This window comes from Kitasatospora acidiphila (genome assembly GCF_006636205.1).
In the GTDB taxonomy this organism is placed as follows: domain Bacteria; phylum Actinomycetota; class Actinomycetes; order Streptomycetales; family Streptomycetaceae; genus Kitasatospora; species Kitasatospora acidiphila.
In genome coordinates, this window is the sequence record NZ_VIGB01000003.1 from 6,290,508 (window position 1) to 6,309,268 (window position 18,761).

Sequence of the window (18,761 nt, forward strand, 5' to 3'; positions counted from 1 at the left end):
GTGGTCCACAAGACCCACCGGACGTACATCTTGAGACGGACCTTGCTTCGGATGCAGAGGGTTCGCCGGACGCGCCGTGCCCCCGGAGCGGCTGCGCTCCGGGGGCACGGGTCGTCGGTGCGTCGGTCAGGAGCCCTCGGGCATCTGCGGCTTGATCAACCAGAACGCGCCGCCCTGCGGGTCGGTGAGCGCGCCCATCTTGCCGACCGGCGTGTCCATCGGCGGGACCAGCACCGAGCCGCCGGTCCGGACCGCCGCGTCCACCGTGCTGTCCACGTCGTCCACCGCGAAGTAGACGGCCCAGTGCGCCGGGGTGCCCTCCGGGTGGTTGGCCAGGCTCTGCGCGCCGCCGACCGGCTTGCCGCCGACCTCGAGCCCGTAGTACTCGGGCATGCTCTCCGTGCCGGGCATCTCCATCAGCTTGATCTCGATGCCGAGGGCGGCCTGGTAGAACGCCTTGGCGCCCGGGATGTCGCTGGTGTTCAGCTCGTTCCAGATCACCGCGCCGGGCTCGTTGACGATCTGGGCGCCGAAGAAGTCCAGCTTCTGCCAGACCCCGAAGACCGCGCCGGCCGGGTCGGCGGCGATGAACATCCGGCCGACCGTGCCGACCGTCATCGGCCGAAGAGCACCTTGCCGCCGTTGGCGCCGACCCGGGCGGCGGCGGCATCGGCGTCGTCGGTGGCGAGGTAGGTGGTCCAGGCGGTGGGCGGTGGCGGGTTGCCGTCCATCGGCACGGCCGCCATGATGCCGGCCACCGCCTTTTCGTTGAGCATCATCACGGCGTAGCCGCCGAACTCCTCGGGGCCCTTCTCGCCCTGCCACTCGAGCAGGTCCTTGTAGAAGTCGATGGCCGCCTGCTGGTCGGGAGCGGCGAGGTCGACCCAGCACGGAGTGCCGGGGGTGTACGGGGTGGTGACCACGGGCATGGGTGTCGCCTCCAGGGCGGAAGTCGTCTGGTCAGACGTTTGTTGCCCCCCGACACACACTGCCGCCGTCCCACCGCCCCGCCACTCAGGGGGCCCACTCATGGCGCTCAGGGCGCGCCGGTCTCGATCCGGGTGAGCATCCGCCCCAGCAGCCCGGAGAGCACGGTGCGCTCATCGGCGCCGACGTCCTGGAGCAGCTCCTCCTCGAAGACGGCGGCCATCCGCATCGACTCCAGCCACTTGTCGCGGCCGGTCTCGGTCAGCTCGATGATCACCCGGACCCGGTTGGCCTCGTCGCGCTCCCGGGTGACCAGCTCCTCGGCCACCATCCGGTCGATCCGGTGGGTCATCGCCGCCGGGGTGAGGCCCAGCCGCTTGGCCAGCTCGCCCGGGCCGAGCCGGTACGGGCTGCCGGCCACCACCAGGGCCTTGAGCACCTCCCACTCGGCGCTGGTGATTCCGAGCACAGTCAGCTGCCGGTCGTAGGCCACCGACATCCGCCGGGCGACCCGGGACAGGGACGACACGATGGTCTCCACCTGCGGGTCGACGGTGGGGAACTCCCGCTGGTAGATGGCCACTTGCTCGGCGATGCCGAGGTCACCGCAGTCCGGTTCGGCCGCCGCGGCGGCCTTGCGTGCGCTCATGGGCTTCAGTCTCCCACGCCTTATAGCGAAGTTAAGGCTTTGACAGTGGAGTCTTTCCTCTCATAGAGTTTAGCTCTGAAATCTTGAGGGTTGAAACCGGTGAGGGGTGGTCTCCATGATGCAGCTGAAGTTCGGTACGGGTGGTGCCCTTCGCCGGGTCCAGCTCGGCAACGCGCTGAGCGCCTTCGGCAGCGGGTTCACGCTGCCGTACATGTTCATCTACGTGGACCAGGTGCGCGGGCAGGGTTCGCTCGCCGCCACCATGGTGTTCACCCTCTTCGCGCTGGCCGCGCTCGCCGTGCTGCCGTTCGCCGGCCGCTCCATCGACCGGTACGGGCCGCGCCCGGTGCTGCTCGCCGGGTGTGCGATGGCCGCCGTCGGCGCCTTCGCCTTCGGGCAGGCGCAGAGCACGGCCGGACTGCTGCTCTCCGTCTTCCTGTTCGGCGGCGGCGTCACCACCTGCCAGCCGGCGCTGGCCACCATGATCGTGCGCAGCTCCACGGCCGCGACCCGCTCGCACGCCTTCGCGCTCCAGTTCACCCTGGTCAACCTGGGGATGGGCATCGGCGCGCTGGTCGGCGGGCAGATCGTCGACGTGGCCGAGCCGGCCAGCCTGACCCGGCTGTTCACCATCGAGGCGCTGACCTACCTGGGCCTGGCCCTGGTCACCGGCACCGCCAAGATCGCCGGCCCCGGCCCGGTGCCGGTCGCCGACGACCGCCGGCCCAGCGGCCTGCGGACGCTGGCCGGTGACAAGGCGATGCTGAACCTGCTGGTGCTCGCCGCGCTGATCTTCTTCACCTGCTACGGCCAGTACGAGTCGGGTGTGGCGGCCTTCGCCACCACCACCGTGCACACCGCGCCGTCCACCCTGGGCCTGGCGATCGGCGCCAACGCGGTCACCATCGTGGTGCTGCAGATGATGATGGTCCGGATCACCGCCAAGCGCCGCCGCACCACCGCGATGGCCGCCACCGGCGTGGTCTGGCTCGGCGCCTGGGGCATGGCGCTGCTGGCCGGCCTGATCCGCGGCGAGGCCGCGCTCGCCACCGCGGCGATCGTCTCCATCTACGTGCTGTTCGGCATCGGCGAGTCGATGCTGGCCCCGACCCTGGGCCCGATCGTCGCCGACCTGGCCCCGACCCGGCTGCTCGGCACCTACAACTCGGCGTTCTCGCTGGTCAAGCAGACCGCCACGGCGGTCGGCCCGGCCTTCGGCGTGCTGCTGGTCGGCTCCGGCACCTGGCCGCTCTACCTGGCCGCGATGGCCGGCAGCACCCTGCTGATCATCGTCATGGCGCTGCGGCTGCGCGGCCACCTGACGCCCGTGCAGGACAACGCCGAGCGGCCCGCTCCGGTCACCGTGCCGGTCCGTGAGCTGCAGACGGCGGCATGAGAGGGTGACGGGGGAGACCGCGGCCGCCTAGAGTCGTCGGTGATCAACGAGTCGACGACGGTGGGGCCATGGCGAATACGGCAGTCATCGAGCGGCCGGCCGGTGCGCACCCGCAACCGGTCGGCCGCACGTCCGTGCTGCTGGAGCTGGGCCGCCGGCTGCCCTGGCTGGTCCGGCACGCCGGCTGGCTCGGACCGATCGCGGTGGCGCTCTTCGCCGGCGTGCTGCGGTTCTGGAACCTCGGCTACCCCAACGCCTTCGTCTTCGACGAGACGTACTACCCCAAGGACGCCTGGTCGCTGCTCCACCAGGGATACGAGGGCAGCTGGGCGGAGAACGCCAACAGCGCGATCCTCTCCACCCCGCAGCAGATCCCGCTGAACACCCAGTGGGCCTTCGTGGCGCACCCGCCGCTCGGCAAGTGGGTGATCGCGATCGGTGAGGCGCTCTTCGGACTCCATCCGTTCGGCTGGCGGGTGATGGTCGCGCTGGTCGGCACGGTCTCGGTGCTGATGCTGGCCCGGATCGGCCGCCGGCTCTTCGGCTCCACGCTGCTCGGCTGCACCGCCGCGCTGCTGATGTCGGTGGACGGCCTGCAACTGGTGATGAGCCGCACCGGCCTGCTCGACGGCATCCTGATGTTCTTCGTACTGGCCGCCTTCGGCTGCCTGCTGATCGACCGCGACCACACCAGGGCCAAGCTGCCGGCCGACGGGGTGGACGGCGACCGGATCCGGCTCGGGCTGCGCCCCTGGCGGCTGGCCGCCGGGCTGATGCTCGGTTGCGCCTGCTCGGTCAAGTGGACCGGCGCCCCGATCCTGGCCGCCTTCGCGCTGCTCACCGTGCTCTGGGACCAGGCCGGGCGACGCCGGGCCGGCGCCCGGCACCCCTGGCGCAGCATGCTGCGGCACGACGCCGTGCCCGCCTTCTGCTCCATGGTGCTGGTCGGGGCGGTGGTCTACATCGGCTCCTGGGGCGGCTGGTTCCTCAGCTCCGGCGGCTACGACCGGCACTGGGCCGACACCCACCCCGGCGGCTTCCTGCCCGGACCGCTGCGCAGCTGGTGGCAGTACCAGACCGAGATGTGGCGGTTCAACACCACGCTGACCACCCCGCACACCTACCAGTCCAACCCGTGGAGCTGGCTGGTCCAGGGCCGCCCGGTCAGCATGTACTGGCAGCCGGTGCCCTTCGGGCAGCGGGGCTGCACCGACTCCGGCGGCTGCACCACCCAGATCCTGGCGCTCGGCACCCCGCTGCTGTGGTGGGCGGCCTGCTTCGCGCTGGCCTATCAGCTCTGGGCCTGGCTCTTCAAGCGGGACTGGCGCTCCGGCGCGGTGCTCTGCGCGGTGGCCGCGATCTACCTGCCCTGGTTCCAGTACCAGCAGCGCACCATCTTCTCCTTCTACATGGTGGTGCTGGTGCCGTTCCTCTGCCTGGCCGTGGCCCAGATGCTGGGCGCCATGGTCGGCCCGGCGCCGGCGACCGTGCGGCGGCGGGCCTGGGGCGGGGCGGCCGCCGGCGGCCTGGTGCTGGCGATCATGGGCTGCTTCCTCTACTTCCTCCCGCTGTACACCGCACAGGTGATCCCGATGTCCGACTGGCAGGACCACATGTGGTTCGTCAGCTGGATCTGAGCGCGGCCGGCTCCAGCCAGCTGCTGCCGGTCACCCCGCTGCTCGGGGTGCTGATGGCGGTGCTGCTCGCGGCGGCCGTCGCGGTGGCGGGGTGGGGGAAGCTCGGCCACGGGCGCTCGGTGCTGAAGGCCGGCGTGCGGGCGGTGGTGCAGCTGGTGGCGGTCTCGCTGGTGATCACGGGCGTGGTGCACTCGCTCTGGCTGACCGCGCTCTTCGTGCTGCTGATGTTCACGGTGGCGGTGCGCACGGCCGGGCGGCGGATGACCGAGGCACCGGGCTGGTCCTGGGCCTGGGCCGCCGCGCCGATCGGGGCCGGAGTGCTGCCCGTGCTGGCCCTGCTGCTCGGCACCAGGCTGCTGCCGTGGCAGGGCCTGTCGATCGTGCCGGTGGCCGGGATCCTGATCGGCGGCGGGCTGACCGCCACCTCGCTGGCCGGTCGGCGCGCGCTCGACGAGCTGGCCCAGCGCCACGGCGAGGTGGAGGCGGCGCTGGCGCTCGGCTTCGAGGACCGGGACGCCCGGCTGGAGATCTGCCGCGCCGCCGCCGCCACCTCGCTGGTGCCCGCACTGGACCAGACCCGCACCGTCGGCCTGGTGACGCTGCCCGGTGCGTTTGTCGGCATGCTGCTCGGCGGCGCCTCGCCGGTGGCGGCGGGGGCGGTGCAGCTCTTCGTGCTGGTCGCACTGCTGGCGGTGGAGGCGGTGGCGATCGTGGTGGTGCTGGAACTGGTCGGGCGGGGCCTGGTGAAGCGTCCGGTAGACTGGCGGGGTTGAAGGGGAGTAGCCCTCCACCGGACCGTCGACATACTGGTCGCCCCAGCGGGGTGGCCCGGCGCCCGGGACACCACGTGTGTTGGCGAGACCTTCGGCCGCAGTGCTGTCTCTGATGACCAGTGCTGTCGGGCCGGGGTCTCTTCTGTTTTCGGGGCCGCGCGGCCGGGCAGCCCGACCGTGGAGGAACGTCCCCCGATGAATCTGACCGTGTTCGCCGTGACCTTCGGCATCATCTTCCTGGCCGAGCTACCGGACAAGACCGCGCTGGCCGCGCTGATGCTGGGCACCCGCTACCGCGCGTCGTACGTCTTCGCCGGGGTTGCCGCCGCGATGGCCGTGCAGGTCGGCCTGGCGCTGGTGGCCGGCAGTCTGCTGGCGCTGCTGCCGCACCGCTGGGTGGAGGGCGTGGCCGGGCTGCTCTTCCTGGTCGGCGCCGTGATGCTGCTGATGCACAAGGACGAGGACGAGGAGCACGAGGCCCGCAAGCCCGCCGCCAACAGCTTCTGGAAGGTGGCCGGCACCAGCTTCCTGGTGGTGGCGGTCGCCGAGTTCGGCGACCTGACCCAGATCATGACCGCCAACCTGGCCGCCAAGTACGCCGAGCCGCTCGCGGTGGGCCTGGGCGCCTGGCTGGCGCTGTGCGCGGTCGGCGGCCTGGCCATCCTCGGCGGGCAGAAGCTGCTGAAGCACGTGCCGATGAAGGCGATCATCCGGGTGGCCGCCGCCGCGATGCTGGTGCTGTCCGGGATCAGCATCGTCGAGGCGGTGACCGGCTGAGGCCGGGTCAGTTGCGGGTGTCGCCGGCGGGGGCGGGGGTCAGCAGGTGTCGCCGGCGTTGAGGGCGTCCTGGGTCTGCTGGTCCAGCACGCCCTGCTGGTTGGCGTCGATGTTGTTCCAGTACTGGAACTGCGCCACCTCGCTCTCGGTGCGGGTGTCGTAGGTCCCGCTGTGCGTCCCGCCGCAGCCCGCCGACCGGAGCTGCCGCTGCAAGGCCACCACCGTCGGGCCGGAGTCACCCGGGGCGGGCAGGGCGGCGCTCGGGCTCGGCGCGGCGCTGGTGGGCGGTGCCGTGGTGGGCGGCGGCGCCTGGGTGGTCGCGGGTGGGGGCGGCGGGGCGGCCGCGCTGGTGCTGGGGGCCGGCGGCGGGGTGGTGCGGGGCGCCGCCTTGGTTCTGGGCGCGGCCGGTCTGGCCGAGGTCGCCGGGGCCGCGCTGGCGCTGGCTGCGGTGGTGGCGGGGGCGCTGCTGGGGGCGGCGCTGTCGGTCGGCGCGCTGCTCGGCGAGGCGGCGCCGGTGGGCACGACCGGCAGCGCCTGGTCGGTCGACGAGCCGCCGGGGGAGAGGACGTAGGCCAGCCCCACGCCGAGGGCGACCACGCCGGCACCGGCCGCCGCGACCAGGCCGCCGCGGCGCCGCCGGGCCCGTCGGGCGGCGGCGCGGCCGCGGGAGCCGTCCTGGCTGTCGGCGATCGGGAACAGGCCGAGCTCCCGGGGCGGGGGCGCGGTGCTTTCCTGGCGGACTGGGTTCGGGCCGGCCGGGTTCGGGCCGAGCGGGGGCAGTACGGCGGTGGCGTAGGGGTCGGCGGGTGCGGTGGCGTACGGGGCGGCGGTGTACGGGTCGGCGGTGTACGGGTCGGCGGTGTACGGGGCGGCCGGGGCCGGGGGCAGTACGGCGGTGGCGTACGGGTCGGCTGGCGCGGTGGCGTACGGGTCCGGGTACTCCTCGACCGGCACCGACGGGACGTACGGGCGGACCAGCGGGGCCCCTCGGTGTGCGGGAGGACCGCCGTCTCGGTCAGATCGGGATCCCGGCCGGGACCTGGCTGGGCGAACCCCGGCATGGGCCGGTCCTCCTGGAGATTGCGACGGGCTTCGGAACGCGCCCGATTATGCAGGACGCCACAGCGGGCGAACAGTGCCACCCGGCTAACGAATGGCCCAACCCCGAGCCGCAAAAGCAGACAAATCTGACACGATGAGAAGTCAGAAGCTGCCGGATCATCAGGATCACCGGACGGAACACCGACGGATCACCAGACGGAGGTTCTGTCATGGCGGAACCGGCGACCGAGACCCACGCACCGGCCCCGCAACAAGTGCCGGTCCACAACCTCTGGGTCCCGATCGGTGCGCTGCTGCTGGCCCTGCTGCTGGCCGCGCTCGACCAGACCATCGTCTCGACCGCACTGCCCACCATCGTCAGCGACCTCGGCGGGCTGGAGCACCTCTCCTGGGTGGTGACGGCCTATCTGCTGGCTTCCACCGCCGCCACCCCGCTCTGGGGCAAGTTGGGCGACATGTACGGCCGGAAGCGGTTCTTCCAGGCCTCCATCGTGATCTTCCTGATCGGCTCGGCGCTCTGCGGGATCTCCCAGAACATGGGCGAGCTGATCGCCTTCCGCGCGCTGCAGGGGCTGGGCGGCGGCGGCCTGATCGTGCTCACCCAGGCGATCGTGGGCGACCTGGTGCCACCGCGGGAGCGGGGCAAGTACCAGGGCCTGTTCGGCGCGGTCTTCGGCGCCACCAGCGTGCTCGGCCCGCTGCTCGGCGGGTTCTTCGTGGACCAGCTCTCCTGGCGCTGGGTCTTCTACATCAACCTGCCGATCGGCGCGGTCGCCCTGGTCGCGATCGCGCTGGTGCTGCACAGCACCGAGGTCACCCACAAGCACGCCATCGACTACCCCGGCATCGTGCTGATCGCCGCCGTGGCCACCTGCTTCGTGCTGATGACCTCGCTCGGCGGTGTCAGCTACGGCTGGGGCAGCTGGCAGATCATCGGCCTGGGCGTGCTCGGCGTGCTGCTGCTGATCGCCTTCGTGCTGGTCGAGCGACGGGCCGCGGAGGCCGTGCTGCCGCCCCGCCTGTTCACCTCCCGCACCTTCAACCTGGTCGCGGTGATCTCCTTCGTGGTCGGCTTCGCGATGTTCGGCGCGCTCACCTATCTGCCGACCTTCCTGCAGGTGGTGCAGGGCGTCTCGCCGACCATGTCGGGCGTGCACATGCTGCCGATGGTGCTCGGCATGCTGGTCACCTCGATCGGGTCCGGCCAGATCGTCGCCCGCACCGGCCGCTACCGGCTCTTCCCGATCATCGGCACCGCGGTGATGGTGGTCGGGCTGGTGCTGCTCTCCCGGCTCACCGAGTCCACCTCCACCACCGTGATGAGCTTCTACTTCCTGGTCTTCGGACTGGGGTTGGGCCTGGTGCTCCAGGTGCTGGTGCTGATCGTGCAGAACTCCGTCGGCTACCAGGACCTGGGCGTCGCCACTGCCGCCGCCACCTTCTTCCGCTCGATCGGCGCGTCGTTCGGCGTCTCGATCTTCGGCACCATCTTCACCACCGGCCTCAACCACCGGCTCCGGGACGCACTGCGCGGCGTCCCGCTGCCACCGGGCTTCTCTCCCGGGAAGATCACCGAAGACCCCCGGGTGATCCACACCCTGCCGCCCGCGGCCGCGCACAACGTGCTGCACGCCTACGCCACTTCCATCTCCCAAGTCTTCCTCTACGCCGCCCCGTGGCGGCCGTGGCATTCGTGTTCGCACTGTTCATCAAGGAGCAGCCGCTGCGCGAGTCGGTGACCGCGCCCGACCTCGGCGAGTCGATCGGGATGAACCCGGTGCAGCGCAGCTCGGTCGACGAAATCGCCCGCGCCCTCGCGGTGTTGAACACCCGGGAGGCCCGCCGCGACCTCTACCGGCGGATCACCGCCGAGGCCGGGCTCGATCTGCAACCCGCCTCCAGCTGGCTGCTGCTGCAGCTGCTCCGCCAAGGCTCCATGGAACCGGCCGAGTTGGCAGAACGCCGGATCGTGCCGCCGGCGGTGATCGAGGCCGCCGCCCGCGAGGTCGAGGGCAGGGGCCTGGCGATCCGCAACGGGCTGCCGATGCGCCTGACCGAGGAGGGCGAGCGCGTCGCCCAGCAACTCGTCACCGCGCGGCGCACCCAACTGTCCAAGCTGCTCGGCGACTGGGACGAGAAGCAGTTCGCCGACCTGGCCGCGCTGCTCACCACGCTGAGCCACAACCTCTGCGGCGACCCGCACGACCGCCCCGACCGCGTCCCCGAGCCGCACGTCCCGCACAACGAGGGGCGCACGCTCTGAGTCCGCCAGTTCAGTTCAGTTCAATAGGTGTGCAAGGGCGTTGCGGAGGTCGGCCGGCTCGCGGTAGTCCACCCCCGTCATGCCGAGCGCCCGAGCGGCCGCCACGTTGCCCGCCGTGTCGTCGACGAACAGGCAGCGCTCCGGCGCGACTTGGGCGCGCTCGGCGGCGATCCGGTAGATCCGCTCCTCCGGCTTGACCGCGCCCACCTCGGCGCTGTTCACCACCGCATCCGCCACCCCGGTCAGCTGCTCCATCGCCGCCAGATCGGCGTCCAGCCACGCCGTGGCATTGGTGACCACCACCACCGGGACGTGCTCGCGCACCGCACGCAGCAGCGACACCACGGTCGGGTCAGCCCGGAACGGCGCGCTGGTGAAGGCCGCGGCCAGCTCTGCTGGGGTGGCGGGCTCCGGTGTCGTGGCCGACTCCGGTGCTGTGGTCGGCTCTGGTGTTGTGACCGACTCTGCTGCCAGGCGTTCGGCGATCCGCGCCTGCCACTCGGCCTTGCCCAACTGCCCGAGCAGCAGCGGGCCGCGCAAATCGGGGTGGAAGGCGGTCCTCATGGTGTGGCCGGCCGGCAGACCGGCGGCTCGCTCCAGGCGGTTGAGCTCGCTGTGGTCGAACAGCCGGATCACGCCGTCGAGATCGGTCAGCACGGCATCGAAAGGCCGGACGGTGGAGGTCATCCGCCCGGTATACCGGGGGCTTGGCGATCTTGTCGAGGGTCGGGCCCCGCCACGGCGGCCGACGGCCGGCGGCCGGCGGCCTCGCGGAGGTCGTGCCGTGGGCCGGTGGCCGGCTGGCCTGGGGTGGCTCGGGTGCCTTCCGGCGCTCTCAGACGCTGAACGGCACCGAGTGGATCTCGTCCGCCCGGTGGCCCGCGCGCTCGTGCACCCGTTGCACGGCGTCGGCCGACGGCGCCTCCGAGAGGCCCGAGCGAGGTGGTCAGGCAGTAGACCGCGAAGCGCGGCAGGTTGGCGCTCAGCGGGTCACCGGGCACGAAGGCGATCGAGCTGCTCAGGCCCGCGATGTACGGCCAGCCCTGGAGGTTCATCACCGTGCCGTACAGCACCGCCGCCACCGCGCCGTACCCCGCCAGCAGCAGCACCTCGCGCCGCCCGCGCAGCCGGTCCGCCCCGGGCAGCAGGCCGGCCCCGAGGCAGACCCAGCCCATGGCCAGCATCTGGAACGGCAGCCATGGCCCGACCCCGCCGGTGAGCAGCGCCGACGCGGCCATCGTCACCGCGCCGAGCACGAACCCGCTGCTCGGGCCCAGCACCCGGCCCGCCAGCACCATCAGGAAGAACATCGGCTCCAGCCCCGCCGTCCCCGCCCCCAGCGGTCGCAGCGCCGCACCGGCCGCGGCCAGCACCCCCAGCAGCGCCACCGCCTTCGGCTCCAGCCCGGAGTCGGCGAGCTGGGCCAGCAGCACGGCGAGCAGCAGCGGCAGCAGCAGGGCGAACAGCCAGGGCGCGTCGGCGGCATGCGCGACCACCGCCGAGTGGGCCGACGCGATCAGCGGCCAGGTGAACGCGGCCAGGCCGAGCAGGCTGGTGAGGGCGAGCGCGGCGACCGAGCGCGGGCCGAGCGGCGGGAGCGGGCGCTGGCTCACGAGGTGCCGCCCTCCTCGGCGGGCGCGGGGGTGGGGGCGCGGTGGGCGGCCCCGGGTGCGGGGGCTGGCTGGGCAGGGGTGGGCCGGGCTGGTGGGTGGGTGGGTTCTGTGCTTGCGGTGCCCTCTTCGGTGGGTCCGGGGGGCTGGCTGGGCAGGGGGTGGGCCGGGGCCAGGGGGTGGGTGGGCTCCTCGGTTGGGGTGGCGTCGTCAGCCAGGGCGGCCGCGACCTGGGTGACCGTCAGCCACGGTTGCGGGGCCAGCACCTTGGCCACCTGCGGGCGTACACCGGGGAGGCCAGCACCACCTGGGCGGACGGTCCGTCGGCCACCAGCTCGCCGTCGGCCAGCACCAGGGTGCGGTGCGCCAGCTCGGCGGCCAGCTCCACGTCGTGGGTGGCCAGCAGGATCGCGTGTCCGTCCGCAGCGAGGCCGCCGAGGATCTCGACCAGGCGGGCCTTGGCCGGGTAGTCGAGGCCGCGGGTCGGTTCGTCGAGCAGCAGCAGCGCCGGGCGGGCCGCCAGCACCACGGCCAGGGCCAGGGTGAGCCGCTGCCCCTCGGAGAGGTCGCGCGGATGGGCGGCGTCCGGCAGGGCGGGCAGCAGGCGCTCCAGCAGGGCGCGGCAGCGTCCCGGTTCGGCGCCCGCGTCCCGGTCGGCGGCGGCGCACTCGGCGGCCACGGTCTCGGCGTAGAGCAGGTCGCGGGGTCCTGCGGGACCAGGCCGACCCGGCGGACCAGCTCGGCCGGGCGGGCCCGGTGCGGGGTCAGGTCGCCCACCCGCACCGAACCGCCCGCCGGGGCATGCAGGCCCGCCAGCGCGCCGAGCAGGCTGGACTTGCCCGCGCCGTTGCGTCCCATCAGCGCGGTGACCTCGCCGGCGCGCAGTGCGAGTGAGACGCCGCGCACGGCGGGGACCGGGCCGCGCCGGACGGCCAGCCGGTCGACGACGGCGACGGGGGTGGGGTGGTGGCCGGGGCTTGGCGGTTGGCGAGGTGGCGGAGAAGTCGGGTGAGCCGACTTTCGGGGCGGGGGTGGTGGGGTCCTGGGGTTGGGCGTGCGCCTGAAGAGTTGGGCGGGCCGACTTCCGGTGGGGCGGTGGTGGGGCCCTGGGGTTGGTGGTGCGGTGGAGAAGTCGGGCGAGCCGATTTTCGGGGCGGGGGTGGTGGGGTCCTGGGGGTTGGGCGTGCGCCTGAAGAGTTGGGCGGGCCGACTTCCGGTGGGGGCGGTGGTGGGAGCCTGGGGGTTGGTGGTGCGGTCGAAAAGTCGGGTGGGTCGACTTTCGGTGCCAGGGCCCGGCGAGCCGGTGGGCGGCTGGTGGTGTGCCAGGCGTTCCCGCAGGTCGGTGGCGCGGCGGCGGGCGTCACGCACCGAGAGCGGCAGCGGCGACCAGCCGGCCAGCCGGCCCAGGCCCACCACCGGCGGGAAGACCGGCGACTCGGCGAGCACCTCGCCCGGCGCGCCGAGCAGCGGCGCACGGCCGTCGCCGGGCAGCAGCAGCACCTGGTCGGCGTACTGCACCACCCGTTCCAGGCGGTGTTCGGCCATCAGCACGGTGATGCCCAGGTCGTGCACCAGCCGCTGCACCACGGCGAGCACCTCCTCGGCCGCGCCGGGATCGAGGGCCGAGGTGGGCTCGTCCAGCACCAGCACCCTCGGGTGCACGGCCAGCACCGAGCCGATCGCCACCCGCTGCTGCTGACCGCCCGACAGGGTGGCCAGTGGGCGGCCGCGCAGCTCGGCCAGGCCGAGCAGGTCCAGTGTCTCCTCCACGCGGCGCCGCATCACCGCCGGCGCGAGCCCCAATGACTCCATGCCGTAGGCGAGTTCCTCCTCGACGGTGTCGGTGACGAACTGCGCGCGCGGGTCCTGGCCGACGGTGCCGACCAGGTCGGCCAGTTCGCGCGGCCGGTGCTCGCGGGTGTCCCGGCCGGCCACCGTCACCCGGCCGCGCAGCAGCCCGCCCGTGAAGTGCGGCACCAGGCCGCTGACCAGGCCCAGCAGGGTGGACTTGCCGGCCCCCGACGGGCCGACCAGCAGGCACAACTCGCCCTCGGGGATGGTGAGATCGAGGCCGGCGAGGGCCGGGGCGGCGGCGTCCGGGTAGTGGACGCTGACCTGGTCGAAGGTGATCACGAGCGGCCGTCCAGGGCGGGAGTGAGGGGGAGCGGTCGGGGTGCGGCGACGGCGGGGAGCAGCGCCAGCAGTACGGCGAGCGCGGCGAACAGCGGCAGCACCGGGGCAGTCGGCGGGACCACCGTGGGTGTGAACGGAGCCGGGTCGCGCACCGAGAGCACCGTCACCACGGCCGCCGCGGTCAGCCCCGAGCCGGCCACCAGCCACTCGGGCCAGGACCATCCGTCCGGCCGGTAGCGGGTCCGCACGGTGCGCCGGCTGCCGAGCGCCAGGCCGGTGGCGGTCAGCGCCAGGCCGGCGAGCAGCGCGGGCACCGCCCAACCACCGCCGTCCGAGCCGAGCAGCCCGAACACCGCCGCGCACAGGCCCAGCAGTCCGAGGACGGTGCAGGCGGTGGTGGCCCGGGCGAGGGCACGCGACACCGGCCGGGTGCGGCCGAAGCCCCGGGTGTCCATCGCGGCGGCGAGCGCGATCGACCGCTCCAACGCGCTTTCAAGCACCGGCAGTCCGACGCTCAGCATCGAGCGCACCCCGCGATCCGGGCGGCCCCGCAGCCGCCGGGCCGCCCGCAGCCGCTGCACGTCCGCCAGCAGGTTGGGTGCGAAGGAGAGCGCGACCACCACCGCCACCCCCACTTCGTAGAGCGCGCCGGGCAGCAGCCGCAGCAGCCGGGCCGGTGAGGCCAGCGCATTGGCCGCGCCCACGCAGACCAGCACGGCGGCCAGTCGAAGCGCGTCGTAGAGCGTGAAGAGCAGCCCCTCAAGGGTCACCCGGCCGCCGATCCGCACTCCCTGCGCCCAGGCGGGGAGGGGGAGTTGGGGGAGCGTCAGGATCGTGTGGGAGCCCGCCACCGGGGAGCCGAGGAGCAGCGTGAACACCAGTCGCAGTGCCAGTACCGCCAGTGCCACCCGCAGGAAACCGGCGTAGCTGCGGGCCCACGGCGCCTCGGTCCGCCGGGCGGCCACCACCAGGGCGGCGCTGGCCATGATCAGCAGGAGCAGCAGCGGGTTGGTACTGCGCGACGCGGCGGTGGCCAACCCGAGCGCCCACAGCCACCAGGCGCCGGGGTGCAGCGGGCGGGAGTCGGGGGAGGCGGTCATGGGGTGAGCCGGGGTGGGTGTGGGGGTGGGGGTGCGCGTGCGCGTGGGTGGGAAGTCGGGTGGGTCGACTTTCGGGGAGGGCGATGGTGGTGCTCATAGGGCAGGCCGGGGGTGGGTGTCGGGGGCGGGTATCTCGCACTGGGGCGGATTCGGGCGGATGCCGCGCGAGGTCGCGGTGAGGGCGAGTGCGCCGAGGGCTCCCGCGGTGTGCAGGGTGTGCAGGGTGAGCAGCGGCAGGGCGGCGGCGCAGAGGTGCTGCGGGGGTGTCATGGGGCGCGCTCGATGGGGTCGGTGGGCGGGCGTTGGTGAGGGGGGCGCTGGGCAGGGCGGGGCGGGGGCGGCCGAGGTGGGGCGCGGGTGCTTGGGGCGGTGGTGCTGGGAGGGGCGTGGGTGGTCGGGTGTGCGGTTCATGGGCGGTCAGGGGTGCTGTGTGTGGCGGTGCGTCGGCGGTGGGCCAGCCAGGCGGCGCCCCCGGCCACCAGGGCGATCAGGGCCAGGGCGGCGGGGAGTGGCAGGGCGGGGGCGGTCGCGTGCGGTGCGGTGGGTGCCGCTGCGGCGGCCGGGGCCGGGCCGGTCAACGCCTCGCCGCAGCCGGTGACCGGGTAGCCGGCGATGGCGCAGAGGATCCCGTTGGTGTCGTAGCGCAGCGGCGGGGCGATGGCAGCCAGCACCTCGGCGGAGCTCGCCTGGGTTGGCACCTGGGTACAGGTGGTGCGAAGTGAGGGAGGATCAGCGTGGGCTGACGGTGCGTCAGCGGGCGTGCCGAAGTCAAGGACGACGCCGACCCGCTTGCGCCCGGGCTGCGCCGGGACGTTGGCGCACAGCGTGGCGAAGTCGGGGGCGGCGCCGGGCCGTTCGTCGGCCTGGCCGACGCCCTGGCTGAGGGTGAAGCGCCAGCCGTCCACGCTGCCGTCCGGCGGCTGGTACATGGCCGGGCCCTGCTGCTGATAGGCCCAGCCACCCGAATTCCCGCGCCAGAACGACCAGTAGCGGTAGTCGGCGGCCTGCGCGGGGCCGGCGGCCGCGAGCAGCAGGCCGGCCAAGGTGGCGAGCAGCGCGGCAACGACGGTGGCGCGGTGGGTCGTTGCCCGCCGGGTGCCGGGGGTGCCGGGGGTGCCGGGGTGCCGGGGGTGCCGGGGGTGCCGGGGGTGCCGGGGGTGCCGGGGGTGCCGGGGGTGCCGGGGGTGCCGGGGTGCCGGGGGTGCCGGGGGAGGTGGGTTGCGCTGCGAGGGGTGTGGCAGTGGTTCCCGGGTGCTGTGCGGTCGGGCCGGGCGGGGTGGGGGCGTTGTGGTTCCGTCCCCCGCCCGGTGGGGCCGGGTCACGGCTGGCGCTTGCGCTTGCTCAGGTAGACGCCGTAGCCGATGCCGATCAGCAGGCCGCCGCCCGCGATCCAGAACGGGTTGAGGCCGCCCGAGCCGCTGCTGTGCTTGGTGGCGGGGTGCTGGGGGCGGTGGACGGCGCGGCCGGGCCGGCGGCGGCCAGGCTGCTGACCAGGTCGGCGCCCGCGAACGAGTGCGGATCGCGCCCGGCGGCCTTGGTGGTGAGGATCAGCGTGGCGGTGGCAGCCGCGTCGGTGCCGGACTTGTTGTGCAGCCAGCCGGCGGCGTTGGCGGACAGCCAGTCCACGGCCGGGCCCGCCTGCGCGCCGTAGCCGGCCTTGGCGAGGCTCAGCACCGCCCAGGAGGTGGCCGCGAAGTCCGGCGTGGGGGCCGCGCCGGGCATGGCGAGCATCAGGTGCTGGCCGTTGGCGCCCAGCGTGCCCACCAGGTAGGCGGCCGAGCCCTCGGCGGGCGCGACGGCACCCGAGCAGTCCAGCGGCTTCGGCGCACCCGGCTGCGCACTGCCCGCCGTCACCGGCAGCGAGCCGTCGGCCAGGGCCAGCTCGGCCTGGGCGGTGGCCAGCGCGTTGGCGGCCGGCGCGGCGCCGGGGGCGGCCGCCTGGTAGGCGAGCGCGCCGCGCTGGTCGGCCGCCGCCTTGCAGTCGAGCTGCAGTGCCGTCAGCGCCTGCACCCCGCTCTTGCCCTGCTTGGCGACGGTCTTCGGGTCCACCCCGGCCGCGTGCAGCGCGCTCACGGCCAGACCGGTGGAGTTGGCGTCGCCCGCGTTGCCGGGGTTGTAGGACCAGCTGCCGTCGGCGTTCTGGTTGGCCTTCAGCCAGCCGGTGCCCTTGTCCACCGCGTCCTGGTGCCCGCCGAGCGCCACCAGCGCCTGCATCGCCAGCGCGGTCGCGTTGCTGTCCTCGGTGGCGGCCGCGCAGGCGGTGCCGGTGTCGGCGCGGAACGACGGCCAGCCGCCGTCCGTGCACTGCTGGCCCTTCAGCCAGTCCACCGCGGCGGTCGGGGGCGTCTGGCCGGTGGCCTTCAGCGCGAGCAGCGCCAGCGACTGCCGGTAGACGCCGTCATAGGTGGGGTCGCTCTTGCCGTACAGCGCACTGGGGACCGCCGCGGGGGCGGGCGGCGAGGACGGTGCCGTCGCCGACGCGGGGGCGGACGGTGCGCCCGAGTCCGCCAGCGCCGGGCCGGTGGCGAGACCGGTGAGCAGGCCGGCGGCGAGCAGGGCGGCCCCGATACGGGCGGGTGCGAGCATGGCGGAGCGCGGGCCTTTCGGTGGACGGGCAGACGGAGCAGACCGGCCGCGGTCCCCGCACCCGGCCATGGCCGGGGCCGAGCGCGGCCACCAAGACTCTAGCCGGAGCCCACGGCAGAGCCCCGCGAGCCGTCGTGCCGGCGCCCCCGCAGCCCCCCGCGGGCCGTCCGCCGGGGCCCCGCGAGTCGCCGTTCCGGGATCCGCTTCAGGGCCCTTGCGGGCCGTCGTCACCGCCGCCGCAGGCCCACGCGGGCCGCCGCAGGACGCCGCGAGTCGCCGTCCCAGACCCGCCGCAGCCCCCCGTGCCGGCGCCCCCGCAGCCCCCCGCGCCCGTGCCGTCCCAGCGCCCCCCACCAGCCCCCGCCGCCCCGCAGGCGCTGCCGTACCACTGCCCCCGGCCTGGCGTGGTGTGAATCACCAGCCCGCCCTGCGAAGCACAAGCTACGGGCCGGTAATCTTCAGGGTCTCTGGAGTTCACACGCTCGGCCCGGTGGGCGTGGGCAAGAAGGGGCCGACCATGACGGGGCAGCCACCCACCGCCGACCAGCCGCTGCGGATCGCGCTGCTCTCCTACCGCGGTGACCCGTTCTGCGGTGGCCAGGGTGTGTACGTCCGCCACCTGTCCCGGGAGCTGGCCCGGCTCGGTCACCACGTCGACGTGATCGGCGCCCAGCCCTACCCCGTGCTCGACGCAGGCGAGGACACCAGCCCCGGCAAGGTGCGCCTGGTGAAGCTGCCCAGCCTGGACCTGTACCGGGCCGACGACCCGTTCCGCACCCCCAAGGCCGCCGAGCTGCGCGGCCCGGTGGACGCGTTGGAGGTCGCCACCATGTGGACCGGCGGGTTCCCGGAGCCGCTCACCTTCTCGCTGCGGGCCCGGCAGTACCTGGCCAGGCACCGTGGCCGCTACGACGTGGTGCACGACAACCAGACCCTCGGCTACGGCCTGCTGGGCCTGGCCCGGCACGGCTTCCCGCTGGTCACCACGGTGCACCACCCGGTCACCGAGGACCGCCGGCTGGAGCTGGCGGCCGCCGGGACCCGGGCCCGCCGGCTGTCGTTGCGCCGCTGGTACGCCTTCACCCGGATGCAGCGCCGGGTCGCGGCCCGCCTCGACCATGTGATCACGGTGTCCGGCAGCTCCAAGGCCGACATCGTCGACCAGCTGGGTACCGCGCCGGGCAGCATCCAGGTGGTGCCGATCGGCGCCGACACCCGGCTCTGGTCGCCGTCCGACGCGGTGCCCGTGGTGCCCGGACGGATCGTCACCACCTCCAGCGCGGACGTGCCGCTCAAGGGGCTGGTGTACCTGGTGGAGGCGCTCGCCAAGGTGCGCACCGAGCGTGACGCGCATCTGGTGGTGGTGTGCAAGAAGCAGGGCGAGGGCCCGGTCGCGGACGCGGTGAAGCGGTTCGGGCTGGAGCGGCACATCGAGTTCCGCAGCGGGCTGAGCGACCAGGAGCTGGTCGACCTCTACCGGTCCGCCGAGGTGGCCTGCGTGCCCTCGCTCTACGAGGGGTTCTCGCTGCCGGCCGCCGAGGCGATGGCCACCGGCACCCCGCTGGTGGCCAGTACCGGCGGGGCGATCCCCGAGGTGGCCGGGCCGGACGGCGAGACCTGCCTGGCCGTGCCGCCCGGGAACGCGGACGCGCTGGCCGGCGCGCTCGCCCGGCTGCTGGACGATCCCGAGCTGCGGGCCAGGCTCGGGGCCGCCGGCCGGGCCCGGGTGCTGGCCGGCTTCACCTGGGAACGGGCCGCCGAGCGCACCGCCGACTGCTACCGGGCGGCGATCGCCACCGGGGTCGGGCAGCGGGCCCGCTCCGGTCCGGGCTGGCGCTATGTCTGACC

The 18,761-nt window shown here is 73.9% G+C and carries 13 protein-coding genes and 3 pseudogenes; 6 read left to right on the plus strand and 10 right to left on the minus strand.

From position 1 onward, the window contains the following. Nucleotides 1–126: 126 nt before the first annotated feature. Both E6W39_RS29785 and E6W39_RS29790 read right to left on the minus strand, forming a co-directional pair. A pseudogene (locus E6W39_RS29785) lies at nt 127–929 on the minus strand (VOC family protein). Nucleotides 930–1,036: 107 nt separating this feature from the next. After that, nucleotides 1,037–1,576, minus strand: a complete 540-nt coding sequence (locus E6W39_RS29790) for a MarR family winged helix-turn-helix transcriptional regulator (RefSeq protein WP_141636126.1) — start codon at nt 1,574–1,576, stop codon at nt 1,037–1,039. Between the two features lie 115 nt (nt 1,577–1,691). On the opposite strand from E6W39_RS29790, the gene E6W39_RS29795 reads away from it, so the two are divergent. The 4 genes from E6W39_RS29795 (at nt 1,692) to E6W39_RS29810 (ending at nt 6,159) form a co-directional block, all read left to right on the plus strand. Next, entirely contained in the window at nt 1,692–2,972 is a 1,281-nt protein-coding gene (locus E6W39_RS29795; RefSeq protein WP_228718410.1) for an MFS transporter, read from the plus strand. A gap of 68 nt (nt 2,973–3,040) precedes the next feature. Continuing rightward, nucleotides 3,041–4,609 (plus strand): dolichyl-phosphate-mannose--protein mannosyltransferase, encoded by a 1,569-nt coding sequence (locus E6W39_RS29800; protein WP_141636127.1) that lies wholly within the window; start codon nt 3,041–3,043, stop codon nt 4,607–4,609. A gap of 53 nt (nt 4,610–4,662) precedes the next feature. Next, complete coding sequence (locus tag E6W39_RS29805; RefSeq protein ID WP_141638027.1) at nt 4,663–5,382, plus strand: ABC transporter permease; 720 nt, start codon at nt 4,663–4,665, stop codon at nt 5,380–5,382. Nucleotides 5,383–5,577: 195 nt separating this feature from the next. Next, nucleotides 5,578–6,159, plus strand: a complete 582-nt coding sequence (locus tag E6W39_RS29810; RefSeq protein ID WP_141636128.1) for a TMEM165/GDT1 family protein — start codon at nt 5,578–5,580, stop codon at nt 6,157–6,159. Nucleotides 6,160–6,198: 39 nt separating this feature from the next. Here E6W39_RS29810 and E6W39_RS29815 read toward each other — a convergent pair whose 3' ends face one another. Further along, nucleotides 6,199–7,113, minus strand: coding sequence for a peptidoglycan-binding protein (locus E6W39_RS29815; protein ID WP_141636129.1), 915 nt, complete (start codon nt 7,111–7,113; stop codon nt 6,199–6,201). A 317-nt stretch (nt 7,114–7,430) separates the two neighbouring features. Here E6W39_RS29815 and E6W39_RS29820 point away from each other — a divergent pair. Then, nucleotides 7,431–9,484: pseudogene (locus E6W39_RS29820) on the plus strand (MFS transporter). 15 nt (nt 9,485–9,499) lie between these two features. Here E6W39_RS29820 and E6W39_RS29825 read toward each other — a convergent pair. The 7 genes and pseudogenes from E6W39_RS29825 to E6W39_RS29860 form a co-directional block, all read right to left on the minus strand. Next, on the minus strand, nt 9,500–10,171 hold the full coding sequence (locus E6W39_RS29825; protein WP_141636130.1) for an HAD-IA family hydrolase: 672 nt from the start codon (nt 10,169–10,171) through the stop codon (nt 9,500–9,502). Then, entirely contained in the window at nt 10,168–11,097 is a 930-nt protein-coding gene (locus tag E6W39_RS44545; protein ID WP_181799498.1) for an ECF transporter S component, read from the minus strand. The genes E6W39_RS29825 and E6W39_RS44545 overlap by 4 nt, the downstream gene beginning before the upstream one ends. Then, nucleotides 11,094–13,227, minus strand: a pseudogene (locus E6W39_RS42105) (ATP-binding cassette domain-containing protein). Before E6W39_RS42105 ends, E6W39_RS44545 begins: the two are co-directional and overlap by 4 nt. Further along, the gene (locus E6W39_RS29845; protein WP_141636131.1) at nt 13,224–14,327 is read right to left on the minus strand and encodes an energy-coupling factor transporter transmembrane component T; all 1,104 of its coding nucleotides are present in this window, start codon (nt 14,325–14,327) and stop codon (nt 13,224–13,226) included. Before E6W39_RS29845 ends, E6W39_RS42105 begins: the two are co-directional and overlap by 4 nt. Nucleotides 14,328–14,420: 93 nt before the next feature. Continuing rightward, nucleotides 14,421–14,597, minus strand: coding sequence for a hypothetical protein (locus tag E6W39_RS39830; protein WP_181799499.1), 177 nt, complete (start codon nt 14,595–14,597; stop codon nt 14,421–14,423). 137 nt (nt 14,598–14,734) lie between these two features. After that, nucleotides 14,735–15,370 (minus strand): SCO2322 family protein, encoded by a 636-nt coding sequence (locus tag E6W39_RS29850; RefSeq protein ID WP_228718411.1) that lies wholly within the window; start codon nt 15,368–15,370, stop codon nt 14,735–14,737. A 325-nt stretch (nt 15,371–15,695) separates the two neighbouring features. Beyond that, on the minus strand, nt 15,696–16,913 hold the full coding sequence (locus E6W39_RS29860) for a prenyltransferase/squalene oxidase repeat-containing protein (RefSeq protein WP_181799500.1): 1,218 nt from the start codon (nt 16,911–16,913) through the stop codon (nt 15,696–15,698). A 517-nt stretch (nt 16,914–17,430) separates the two neighbouring features. Here E6W39_RS29860 and E6W39_RS29865 point away from each other — a divergent pair. Further along, on the plus strand, nt 17,431–18,759 hold the full coding sequence (locus E6W39_RS29865) for a glycosyltransferase family 4 protein (protein ID WP_141636134.1): 1,329 nt from the start codon (nt 17,431–17,433) through the stop codon (nt 18,757–18,759). The last annotated feature ends 2 nt before the right edge of the window (nt 18,760–18,761 follow it).